We start from the raw sequence: 10841 nt of genomic DNA, 5'->3' as shown, positions 1-10841 counted from the left end.
CCTGGACCCACGGCCAACCCACCACCTGGCCCCACCCCCACACCACCACCCACACCCCCCTCCCCACCTACCCCTTCCAACACAAACACCACTGGCTTCAGGCCCCTCAGACGGGACCGGAAGCCGAGGACAGCGACTTCTGGAACGCGGTGAAGACCGGGGACCCGGAGGTACTGGCCCGCCTCCTCGGCAGCGATGCCGCCGCACTCGAGGGAGCCCTGCCCGCGCTGGCTCGCTGGCACCGCGAGCTACACCGGTAGCGGCCCTGTCATCGGCGAGCGAGGACAGTCTCAGCGCCGCGAAACGACGGGGTCCTCTCCGTGGCGGAAAGGACCCCGCTCTCGCTGAAGTGCGGTTCGGCGGTGCGGCGTGCCCCCGGCATGACCCACAAGGCCGTCTCATCCGGACTGCGTGGATCGAGGGGTCCGTCCCTGCCCGCCAGCGGTGGGAGCCTGCCAAAGCCTGTTCAAGCGGGCTGCGGAGCGCGTAGCACTTGACCAGGGCCCAGCGGGCGTCGATGTCCAAGGGTCGAGTTTGAGAAGGTGCAGGGCCGCGTCCGTGGCCGCGAACCGTACGTCGTGCCATTCGACGGAGCCATGTCTGAGGGTCTCGGTAGCCAGAGCGGTCTCTCCGGCACGGTGGTAGCGCTCGGCGAGCGTGACCACGATCGCCGGGCTCTTTGTGGCGTGGGCGCGCGTAGGCTCAGCGGATCACTCCCCTCGGCGTGCAGGGCCCGGGCGAGCAGTTCGAGTTCCTCGACGCGCTCGCCGAAGAGAGGTTCCAGCTGGCTTAGGTCGGGCAGGTCCGCACTGCGGGAAGCCAGGCCGGCCGCCGCCGTGAACTGTTCGCCCTTCGTGACGGCGGCTTCCCATGCCTCCTGCCACGACTGCCGAACCTCCGAGGTATTCGTGCCGCGCGTCCCTCCCTTCAGGCGTCTTCTCGTAGGCTCCGAGGAAGAGCCCAGCTTCTGCGGCGAGTACGACACAAGCAGGTTCTTCGTTCAGGCCGGCCGTCGATGGTCCACGGTGGGCTCTGCCGGAGGAGCTTCCCATTCAAGGATCGCCACGCACTCCACTCGCGAGGTCAACGGCCCCCGCCCTCAACGCCGTTTGCGGGCGGGGAGTACATAGCGGGCATAGAGCAGGTCGCGCATGATGTCCTGGCCGCCTTCGACGATGGCGACATAACGCATGTCGCGTACTAACTTGCCGATCGGGTGATCCTGGGTGTAACCGAGGCCGCCGAACAGCTCGGAACCGGTCGATGCCACATCCCAGCCGGCCTGGCCGCAGTAGAGCTTGGCGGCCAGAGCGGAGCGCAGCGTGCCGATCCGGTAGAGACCGGTTCCGCTGCTGTCGGTCGCTGCCAGCAGGCCGTCGAACTCAGCCGCTGCGGCCCGGCACTGATGGCGCATGACGTCGATCAGCATCTCCATCTGCCCGAGCTTCCCGGCGAACACCGCATTCTTGGTGAGCGGTGCGCCCCTGAGCGTCTTCGACGCCGCGTACTCCATCGACAGGTCCCGGATCCGCCTGGAGATTCCCACCGCGCAGGCCGCGATCAGGATGCGGCTTGCGTTCAGGCTCGCCTCCAGTGTGCGCAGTCCGTTGCCGTGCAGACGGTTGGTGGCAGGAACGGTGCAGCCGTTGAGGCGCACGCGGTAGGCGCCCGTGCTCCGGACGCCGAGCAGGTCCCAGCGCTTCACGATCTCCACCCCAGGTGTGTCGCGCGGCACCGCGATGACGGCGAAGTCGTCGTCGGACGACCGGGCGAGCACCAGCAGCAGGTGGGCCGTGTCCGTGTTGGTGGAGAAGTACTTCTCGCCGGTCAGTACCAGTCTGTCGCCTTCCGGATGGAAGGTCGTGGCGGTCCTGACCAGTTCACTGCCCGCCTCCTCCTCACTGCCGAGTACGGCGATCTGGTCGCCGTCGGTTGCCAGTGTCTCCAACGCCGGGCGGGCCAGTTCCTCGTCGGCGAAGTGCTGGAGCATGAGGCTGCCCAGGATGGGAAGGAAGGCGCCGAAGGCAAAACCGGCGTCACCGTAGGAGAGTTCGGACACGACGTCGACACTGTCCTGCAAGGAGAGGCCGGCGCCTCCGTACGACTCTGGTACCCACCAGTTGGCGAGGCCCGCGGCGTGGAGCCGGGCCGTCTCAACGGTGGGCTGTTCCGGCAGGCTGTCGAAGTGCCCGTCCTTCCCGATCAGCTCGGCCGCGGTGAAGTCCCTGACACGCTTGAGCAGTTCTTCTGTCATGGTGCCCTTCGCAAGTTGTCCGTCTGTGCGCCCTGCCGCACCGTCACCCACCCGCGACTCGCCCGTTGCTGCGTCGCGAGTCACGGTCAACTCTTCGCTCTCAGGCCGTGCCGGTCAGAGCGGGTTCACGTGGTACATCGGGAAGTACGATCCGATCTTGCCGTCCGCGTAGTCGTCAGCCAGCTCAGGCACCCGGTCGAAGTCGTAGATCACCTCCGACCCCTTCGGCGCTATCCAGCCCTCGGCCTCCTGAAAGTCCCGGATGCCCGGTGAGTCCGGCAGTCGCCACACATGCGTGTGGACAAGGATGTGCCGGCTGATGGACTCGGCCCCCCGCAGATGGGACAGGCGCATCCCTGCCTTCCAGCCACATGTGGTGACGACCCCCTCGCGGGCCAGGGTCCGCAGGGTGACGTCGTACAGGGGCTCGCCGATGTTGTCCACGAAGATCGCGACCCCGTGGCCGTCGCTGAGATCCTGGACGAGGTCCTGGAACTTCTGGACCGACGTCCGGCGCTGCTGGTGCCGGTCCCGGTCCGCCCGTTCCTCCCGGGTGGGCTGCGAGAGGGCCGGGAACTGGCGGCGGTCCACCGGAGTGATGCCGTTCTCCCTCAGAAAGGAGACACGTTCGTCCGACCCTGCCGTCATCGCCACCCGGAACCCGGACCGTTTGGCCAGCATCAGCTCGGCGAAGGCCACACCGCCGCCCCACCCGAACACCAGGTGGTTCGCCGGATCGTCGTCGGGGATCTGAGTCCGCCAACACCCGTACGCCTTCTGCCAGTTGTCCCAGGCGGTGAAGTACCGCCCGTACGTGGCCCACTGGGGAAGTGAGTACGCCGTGCCGTCCGGGATCGGGAGGAGCACCCGTACGTCCATCTTCGACCGCTTGGCCAGCAGGCCGATGGTGTGGGGGGCATCGTAGGCGTAGGCGAGTTCGGCGTAGCCGAAACGGTCGCGTTTGCCGAACGGCATCAGCATGCACAGGTCACCTTCCCGGACCTGGACGTGCTGGCTCTCCGCGTTCACCTTGAGTACGCGCACCACGCCCATGTTGCCGACGACCACCGCGTCCTCGCCGCGGCTGCTGCACACGTCGATCGGTGAACGGGCCAACGCGTGATCGACGTTGGCCTCCCAGGAACCGAGGATGGGCTCCACCAGTGCCTCGCCTTCCTCCAGCGGGCCGAAGGTGTACAGGTCGCGTTGGAGCGCGCCGCCGAGCCTGCCGTCGTGCGGGCCGGTCACCGCGCCGGAGCGCAGGACCCAGGCGTCCGGTGAGTAGATGACAACCTCCTGTGACCGAGTACGTTTCCGGGCATCCAGCGCGGTTAGGTGGCCGTATCAGCCGGCACCCGGTAGTCCACCGCGACCCCGCCCCATGCCTCACCGGCGCCGTAGGCCACGGCCCCGAGCCGGCCTGTGGCGGGGCGGGAGCCGGCCTCCAACTCCTCGGCGAACGCCAGGGGGATCGAGGCGGACGATGTGTTCCCGGAGTTCTCGATCCGATTCACGAAGGGCACGCCGAGATGGGCGGAGAGCGTGCGGACCTGTTCCAGGATGCGGCTGTTCGCCTGGTGGCCGACCAGGACGGTCGGTGCGGGGCCGTGGTCGAAGAGGTACTGCGCCGACTCGGACATCCGACGCACGGCGCGGTCGTACACCTGCGCCCCTTCGAGGTGGATGCCGCCCGTGTCGGTCTCGCGCATGAGCGCCTCCTGGGAGCCGTCACAGCCGGCGACCTGACGGAACTCCGCGAACTCCGCCCGCTCCTCCAGCAGGACGGCCGCGGAGCCGTCGGCGAAGATGCACGCCGTCTGCCGGTCCGTGCGGTCCACCAGCCGGGACATGGCCTCCACGGAACACACCAGGACCGACCGTGCCTGTCCGGAGTCGCAGAGGGAGAGCCCCGTGGTGAGCCCGTAGACGAAGCCGCAGCAAGCCGCGTTCATGTCGAAGGCCAGCACCGAGGGCCCCAGCCCGGCGAGTTGTGCCACTCGCTGGGCGATACCGGGGACGCGCTGTCGGACCGAGGTGCTGACGACGACCAGGGCGCCGATCGAGGAGGGGGCACCCATCCTGGTCACGATCGGTGCGCAGGCATCCGCCGCCACCTCCGCCAGCGAGGTCTCGTCCGGTAGCCAGGAGCGGGCCGCGATGCCGGTGCGGCGCCGGATCCATGCGTCCGTGAGACCGATCGATGCGAAGTGGTCGTTGTGGATCGTCCGGCCGGGCTTCGCCGTGGCGATGTCGACGATGCCCGCGCTCATCTCCGGCTCGCCAGCTTCATGAAGTAGGTGCTGAAGTCGTCCAGGAAGGCGAAGCCCGCGGTCTCCTTGAGATCACCCTTGACGTGCAGTTCGCGCTCCAGTTGTTGATGCAGCTCGACCAGGTCGAGGGAGTCGAGGTCGAGGTCGGCGACCGGTCGGGTGAGGTCGTCGGGGCCCAATGACGGGTCGCGCTCGCGCAGTTTGGCCAGCATGGTGTCCGCGATACGGCTTTCGATCTCGCTCACGTTCGTTCTCCGTTCATGTGACTGGGCCTTTGGGGTTCGGGGCATGGCCGGCTAGACCCTGTCCGAGTCGGTCGCCAACTGGTAGAGCACCTCACCGCAGGTGAGGATCGTGCCGACCGCCGCGGAGTGGGCCGTGACCCGTCCACCGCGCTCCGCCACGATCTCCGTGCTGGCCTTGTCGGTCTCGACGACCGCGATGACGTCCCCCCGCTCGACCCGGTCGCCGACACCGGCCACCCACTCGATCAGCAGGGCCTCGGCGAGACCGTGCCCGAAGTCGGGAACGTGCATCTCCGCGGGCAGGTCGCTCACTCCGTCATCACCAGCACCTCGTCCTTGATTTCCTGCACACCGATCAGGTAGTCCTTCTCGAAGTCAGCCGGGGGGTAGGCGCGGCGGTCGGGTGCCAGCCGGCGGATGGGGCCGTGGAGCGCGTCGAAGCCGTGCTCAGCCACGGACGCGGCGATTTCGGCACCGATGCCGACGTCCTTCGAGCCCTCGTGCACGATCAGCAGCCGACCGGTGCGGGCGACGGACTCCATGACCGTGTGCATGTCGAGCGGGGCCACCCAGCGCAGATCCACCACCTCGACGTCGGTGTCGGGGCTGAGCGCGTGCGCCGCTTCCAGCACCTCGTGAGTGACCGCGCCGAACGTGGCGATCGTCAGGTCCGTGCCTCGCCGGACGACCCGCGCCGCGGTCGGCGACTTCGCCGGCTCGGGGTCCCGGGCCGGCGTGTTCCGCCGCCAGTAGAGGCGGATCGGCTCGTACATCACCACGGGCGAACCGAGGGTGACCGCGTACCGCAGGATCTGGGCGGCGTCCTCGCCCGTGGAAGGACACGCCACCGAGATCCCGGGGACACGGGCGAAGAGCGCCTCGTTGGACTCGCTGTGGTGCTCGACGCCCCGGACCCCGCCGCCGGTCGGGATCCGTACGACGAGGCTGGGGCTCACCTGCCCGTTCCACCGGCCACCGATCCGGGCCGCCTGGGTCACCAACTGGTTCACCGCGGGATAGGTGAATCCGTCGAACTGGATCTCGCAGACCGGCACCAGTCCGCTCATCGCCAGGCCGACGGCCTGGCCGACGATGGTGGACTCGGCCAGGAGCGTGTCGCGCACCCGGTCGTCGCCGAAACGTTCTTGCAGTCCCCGGGTCACCCGGAACACGCCGCCCAGGCGTCCGATGTCCTCGCCCAGCAGCAGCAGCCTCGGTTGCTGTTCGAGCAGGTCGGCGAGGGCAGTGTTGATCGACTCCGCCAGGCTGGCGGACCGTACGGTACTCGTCACGCGTACTCCTTCATCAGCCGTTCCCGCAGCTCCCCCACTTCCGCGTCGACGGCGTCGAACCACGCGGTGTCCACCAGGCCCAGGCCGCTCAGCCGGGCCGCGTAGGCGGGCACCGGGTCCGCCGCTCTGGTCCGCGCGATGTCCTCGGGGCTGCGGTACACCTCCTGGGCGTCGGAGGTGGAGTGACCGTGGATGCGCCCCACCTGGATCTCGACGACGTAGGGCGCCCGCTCCCCGCGGACATGGGCGGCGGCCCGGAAGCAGGCCGAGAAGACGGCCTCCGGATCTTGCCCCGAGACCCAGGCGGACTCGATCCCGAAACCACGGGCGCGCTCGGCCACCGAAGTGCGCATCTGCTCCTCGGTCGGTTTCGAGATGGCCCAGCCGTTGTTCTGGCAGACGAACAGCACGGAAGCCGACTCCACGGCGGCGAGGTTCATCGCCTCCGACATATCGCCCTCGCTGGTGGCGCCGTCGCCCATGTACACGACGACGAAGTCCTCCCGCCCCTGCAACCTCTGTCCGACCGAGTAGCCGACGCCGTGCAGCGTCTGTGCGGCCAGAACCAGTGTGTAGGGGAAGAACCGCAGCTTGCGCGGGTCCCATCCGCAGAACGTGCGGCCGGCCCACTGCGCCAACAACTCGGCCGGTGTCACCCCACGCAGGAGGGCGACCGCATGCTCGCGGTAACTGGGAAACACGGTCGGGCCCGGGCCCACGCCGAGCGCGGACCCCACCTGCGCGGCTTCCTGCCCCTGGCAGGACAGCCAGAGGTCGAGCGCCCCCTGCTTCTGGAGCTGACGTGCCTCTTCGTCGATGCCTCTCGCCACCAGCATATGGCGCAACAGCGACCGTCGTGTGTCGTCGTTTGGATATGTCTCGTACTCGGATTCTGACTTCAAGGCCATTGATCACCAGTCGCAGGTTCGTCTATGAGCATTCTGACGTTGTGCAATTGACTGCGCGCGATCGCCTCGGTGGGAGGAGACTGACTGAACCCGAATTCGAGCAGGCCCATTCACGGGCTACTGCTCGGCCATGGTGGCACAGAACTTCAGTGGGATACAGGTTCGGACGGACGGTCGGAGTGGAGCGATTCCGCCGCCCTTGCGGCATTGACGGGCGAGTCTTACGGTCCCGTACGGTGACACCAGCGTTCCAGGGTGACCGCGGATGCCGGGTGTCCCGTCGACAGGACAACGCCGATCGGCGAACCCTCCCGACCATGAGGATTTCCTGTCCTGAGTCCCCCCGTTTTCCCATCCCCCATGCCGAGTCGCTTCGTGACCGTTAAGGACGGTGGCAGTGAGTACGAACCCCTTTGATGACGAGAACGGCCGCTTCTACGTCGTGGTCAACGACGAGGACCAGCACTCCCTGTGGCCCGTATTCGCCGAGGTACCCGATGGCTGGCGCGTGGTCTTCGGCGAGGCGGGCAGGGCGGAGTGCCTGGAGTACGTCGAGCAGAACTGGACTGACCTGCGGCCGAGGAGCCTGCGGGAGGCCATGGCCGCGAACTGAACGCCGGTCCGGTTCCTCGGAGGGTTGATGCGAATGAAGGTCGTGGGAGGCGTCCCGTGCGGACCGTGAGCAGTCACGAGACGGGGCCGATGGGTACCCGTGGTGAGGCCGCCCAGAGCTGCCGGACAGCCCCGTTCCCCAGGGCGCGCCGGCGGCTCGTCCGAACGGACACCCATCACATCGGAGCCAGTTGATGATCCTGCGGGGAGAGCGGGTCGCCCTGCCTTCGGTGCCCGTCGTCCACAAGCAGTTCGAAGCGCACGCGGAAGCCGCCCCCGACGCCGTCGCCGTCGCCTGCGCCGGACAGCACATGACCTACGCACAACTGAACGTGCGGGCCAACCGGTTCGCGCACTACCTCATCGCGCGTGGATCCGGCCGAGGTGCGAAGGTCGGCGTCTGCCTCGACTACTCGATCGACATGGTCGTCGCCATCCTCGGCACGCTGAAGGCGGGCGCGGCCTACGTACCGTTCGACCCGTCCTATCCGGCAGCGCGCCTCCGGCTGCTGCTGGGGCAGGTCCCCGACCTCGCTGTGATCGTGGCCTCCCCGGCGACGGCCGGGCTGGTCGAGTCGGCGGCCGTCGAGGTCATCGACCTCGGGCAGCTCTCCGGCCGGCTGGCCGGCCTCCCGGTGACCGGACCCGACACCCCGGTCACCGGGGACGACGTGTGCTACGCGGTCTTCACGTCCGGGTCGACCGGTACACCGAAGGTGACCGCGGTACGGCACGAGGGCTGGTACAACCTGTTGAACTGGCTGACGCTTGAGTACGGCCTGCACGCCGGGTCGCACAACCTGGTCGTCAGCGCCTTCGGGTTCGACCTCTCCCAACGCAGCTTGCTGATGCCGTTGTTCTGTGGTGCCACCCAGTACCTGATGGCGAGCCGGAACTTCGACGCGGCGATGGCCTACCGCATACTGACCCGGCACGAGATACGTGTGGTGAACTGCGCCTCCAGCACGCTATACCTGTTGGTGGAGTGGGAGACCGCACGGGGTGGCGACGCCCTCACCCGGCTCGACTACCTGCTGTTCGGCGGCGAACCGCTCCATGTCGAACGGCTGGCGGACTGGGCCCGGCGGGACGGGAACACCTGCACCCTCCTGCACCAGTACGGCGTCGCCGAGTGCACGGACGTCGCGACCTCGTACGACCTCGCCGACTATCGGCCCGGCGAACACGACATCGCACCGGTCGGCAGGCCGGCCTACAACACCGACATCCACATCCTCGACGAGCGAATGCGCGGTGTCGGGGCGGGGGAGTACGGCGAGATCTGTATCTCCGGCACCGGCGTCGGCGCGGGATACCTGGGCCCCCGGGGCCCCGAGTCCGAGCGGTTCACGACGGCCGTGCTCGACGGCGTGTCGCGCCGGTTGTACCGCACGGGCGACCGCGGCAAGGTGAACGAGGCCGGTGGCCTCGTCGTCGCCGGCCGGATGGACGCGCAGGTGAAGGTGCGGGGGATGCGTATCGACCCCGCCGACATCGAGCGAGCGCTCGGCAGGCTGCCCGGGGTCCGGCAGGCCGCCGTGCTGGCCCGCCGCACCGACTCCGGCGAGACCGAGCTGATCGCGTTCATCGTCCCGACAGGCGACGAACTCGCTGAGAACGATATGCGCACCCGCCTCCTTGAGAGGCTGCCGCGGAACATGGTCCCGGCCAGGTTCGTCAGTATCCCGCGGATTCCCTTGAGTCCGCACGGGAAAGTGGACCGGGCGGCGCTGGCCGATGAGTTCAAGGAGTAATAAGTCGGCAGCGAGGCGACGGAAGAATTGACGGACCTTGATGGCGAACGAGGGGACTGTGATGATTATCGATGTGGTGCTTGCCATCTGGCGTAGGGAACTCCAGCATGATGACATATCGATCGACGACGACTTCTTTGCCCTGGGTGGCCAGTCCGTGATGATGGCCAAAATTCAGGGGGCTTTCATCGAGGAGCTGGGAGTTGAACTTCCGGTGGATCAAATGTTTCGCAATCCGACGGTGGCATCAATTTCTGCGTACATCGAATCCCTGGGCACGGTCAGCCAAGAGTAAGAGAGGGCCATGTACGACGTAATCGTCATAGGTGCCCGGTGCGCGGGTTCGCCGACGGCCATGCTGTTCGCTCAGCAGGGGTACAACGTCCTGCTCCTGGAGAAGGTGCGGTTCCCGCAGGACACGCTCTCCTCGCACTACATCCACCAACCGGGCGTCGCGCTGCTCGATCGATGGGGGTTGCTCGACGAGCTCCGCGCCGCGGGCTGTCAGCCGATCGACCATCAGAGCTATGAGGCGCCCGGTGTCCGGCTCGATGGCTTCTCCCTGCCCGTCGACGGCCACCGGACCACGTACGCGCCGAGGCGGTTCGTGCTCGACCCGATCCTCGCGGGCGGTGCCGTGGCGTCCGGTGTCGAGTTTCGGGAGTCCTGCGCGGTCAACGACCTGCTGTTCGAGGACGGTCGGGTCGTCGGAGTGCGGTACACGACGCCCGGAGGCGCCGAGGCGACGGAACGGGCCCGGCTGGTCGTCGGCGCGGACGGTATGCGATCGCTCGTGGCCCGCAAGGTCGGTGCGCCGAACGTCGTCGAGCACCCGAGGATGACCTGCACCTACTACAGCTACTGGGCCGGGGTACCCGCGCACTTCGAGCTGTACGAGCGGCAGGGGCGTTGGATCGGTGTCATCCCCACCAACGACGACCTCAAGCTGATCATGGCCTACTTCCCGCAGAGCGAGTTCCCGGACGTCCGCACGGCGGTGGAACCCGCCTTCCTCGACGCCGTCCGCACGACGACCCCCGAGTTGTACGAGCGGATGTCAGCGGGCAGCCGTGTGGAGCAGCTGTACGGCACGGGGCACCAGGAGAACTACTTCCGCAAGGCGTACGGGCCCGGGTGGGTGCTGCTCGGAGACGCGGTGCACCACAAGGATTCCATCACCGCCCGTGGTATCACCGACGCCTTCATCCAGGCCCGGTCGCTCACCGAGCACATCGGGGACGGACTGCACGACGACGCCGCGCTCCGTGCGGCGCTGAGGCGCTACGAGATCGACCTGACGGACATCTTCCTCGACTTCTACCAGGGCGCTCTCAACGTGGCAGAGCTCAAGCCCGAGGGACGGGCGGACATGTTGCGGAGCCTGGCCGATCACCAGGAGTTGATCGACCGGTATTTCTCGACGCTGTCGGGCGCGTGCTCCCTCGACGACTTCTACAACGACCAGCTCTTGGCGGTACTCGATCAGAGCTGAGTGGCGGATGGCTC

General features: G+C 67.8%; 12 protein-coding genes. 5 read left to right on the top strand and 7 right to left on the bottom strand.

Translation table 11 applies throughout. The features are described from left to right. On the top strand, positions 1–260 hold a 260-nt coding region (locus ACH4S7_RS32155; RefSeq protein WP_398524889.1), incomplete at its 5' end, for a hypothetical protein. Positions 261–1099: 839 nt separating this feature from the next. On the opposite strand, the gene ACH4S7_RS32150 is transcribed toward ACH4S7_RS32155, so the two are convergent. The 7 genes from ACH4S7_RS32150 to ACH4S7_RS32120 form a co-directional block, all read right to left on the bottom strand. Next, positions 1100–2254 carry an acyl-CoA dehydrogenase family protein gene (locus ACH4S7_RS32150; protein ID WP_398524888.1) on the bottom strand — a complete coding sequence of 385 codons (1155 nt, stop codon included), beginning with the start codon at positions 2252–2254 and terminating at the stop codon, positions 1100–1102. Positions 2255–2368: 114 nt separating this feature from the next. Continuing rightward, a complete protein-coding gene (locus ACH4S7_RS32145) occupies positions 2369–3502 on the bottom strand; it encodes a zinc-binding alcohol dehydrogenase family protein (protein ID WP_398524887.1) in 1134 nt (377 codons plus the stop codon). Between the two features lie 83 nt (positions 3503–3585). Then, complete coding sequence (locus ACH4S7_RS32140) at positions 3586–4524, bottom strand: 3-oxoacyl-[acyl-carrier-protein] synthase III C-terminal domain-containing protein (RefSeq protein WP_398524886.1); 939 nt, start codon at positions 4522–4524, stop codon at positions 3586–3588. Next, a complete protein-coding gene (locus tag ACH4S7_RS32135; RefSeq protein WP_398524885.1) occupies positions 4521–4769 on the bottom strand; it encodes a phosphopantetheine-binding protein in 249 nt (82 codons plus the stop codon). Before ACH4S7_RS32135 ends, ACH4S7_RS32140 begins: the two co-directional genes overlap by 4 nt. A 51-nt stretch (positions 4770–4820) precedes the next feature. Then, a complete protein-coding gene (locus ACH4S7_RS32130) occupies positions 4821–5081 on the bottom strand; it encodes a lipoyl domain-containing protein (protein WP_398524884.1) in 261 nt (86 codons plus the stop codon). After that, on the bottom strand, positions 5078–6061 hold the full coding sequence (locus ACH4S7_RS32125; protein ID WP_398524883.1) for an alpha-ketoacid dehydrogenase subunit beta: 984 nt from the start codon (positions 6059–6061) through the stop codon (positions 5078–5080). The genes ACH4S7_RS32130 and ACH4S7_RS32125 overlap by 4 nt, the downstream gene beginning before the upstream one ends. Beyond that, positions 6058–6897, bottom strand: a complete 840-nt coding sequence (locus ACH4S7_RS32120) for a thiamine pyrophosphate-dependent dehydrogenase E1 component subunit alpha (RefSeq protein WP_398524895.1) — start codon at positions 6895–6897, stop codon at positions 6058–6060. Before ACH4S7_RS32120 ends, ACH4S7_RS32125 begins: the two co-directional genes overlap by 4 nt. A gap of 469 nt (positions 6898–7366) precedes the next feature. Between ACH4S7_RS32120 and ACH4S7_RS32115 the strand changes: the two genes are divergently transcribed. The 4 genes from ACH4S7_RS32115 (at position 7367) to ACH4S7_RS32100 (ending at position 10827) form a co-directional block, all read left to right on the top strand. Further along, positions 7367–7582, top strand: a complete 216-nt coding sequence (locus ACH4S7_RS32115; protein ID WP_398524882.1) for an MbtH family protein — start codon at positions 7367–7369, stop codon at positions 7580–7582. 193 nt (positions 7583–7775) lie between these two features. Next, the gene (locus tag ACH4S7_RS32110) at positions 7776–9335 is read left to right on the top strand and encodes an amino acid adenylation domain-containing protein (protein WP_398524881.1); all 1560 of its coding nucleotides are present in this window, start codon (positions 7776–7778) and stop codon (positions 9333–9335) included. Positions 9336–9396: 61 nt separating this feature from the next. Further along, positions 9397–9630, top strand: a complete 234-nt coding sequence (locus tag ACH4S7_RS32105; RefSeq protein ID WP_398524880.1) for an acyl carrier protein — start codon at positions 9397–9399, stop codon at positions 9628–9630. Between the two features lie 9 nt (positions 9631–9639). Then, positions 9640–10827 (top strand): NAD(P)/FAD-dependent oxidoreductase, encoded by a 1188-nt coding sequence (locus ACH4S7_RS32100; protein WP_398524879.1) that lies wholly within the window; start codon positions 9640–9642, stop codon positions 10825–10827. The last annotated feature ends 14 nt before the right edge of the window (positions 10828–10841 follow it).

Origin of the sequence: Streptomyces sp. NPDC020965, from assembly GCF_044333555.1 — a bacterium.
In the GTDB taxonomy this organism is placed as follows: Bacteria; Actinomycetota; Actinomycetes; order Streptomycetales; family Streptomycetaceae; genus Streptomyces.
The sequence above is the reverse complement of the archived record's forward strand: the minus strand, read 5'-3'. Positions and strand labels throughout refer to the sequence as shown.

What these genes read in the sequence shown, in the direction of transcription:
- ACH4S7_RS32150 (WP_398524888.1), bottom strand. Translation starts at nt 2,254, where the DNA reads ATGACAGAAGAACTGCTCAAGCGTGTCAGGGACTTCACCGCGGCCGAG.
- ACH4S7_RS32140 (WP_398524886.1), bottom strand. Translation starts at nt 4,524, where the DNA reads ATGAGCGCGGGCATCGTCGACATCGCCACGGCGAAGCCCGGCCGGACG.
- ACH4S7_RS32120 (WP_398524895.1), bottom strand. Translation starts at nt 6,897, where the DNA reads ATGCTGGTGGCGAGAGGCATCGACGAAGAGGCACGTCAGCTCCAGAAG.
- ACH4S7_RS32110 (WP_398524881.1), top strand. Translation starts at nt 7,776, where the DNA reads ATGATCCTGCGGGGAGAGCGGGTCGCCCTGCCTTCGGTGCCCGTCGTC.
- ACH4S7_RS32105 (WP_398524880.1), top strand. Translation starts at nt 9,397, where the DNA reads ATGATTATCGATGTGGTGCTTGCCATCTGGCGTAGGGAACTCCAGCAT.
- ACH4S7_RS32100 (WP_398524879.1), top strand. Translation starts at nt 9,640, where the DNA reads ATGTACGACGTAATCGTCATAGGTGCCCGGTGCGCGGGTTCGCCGACG.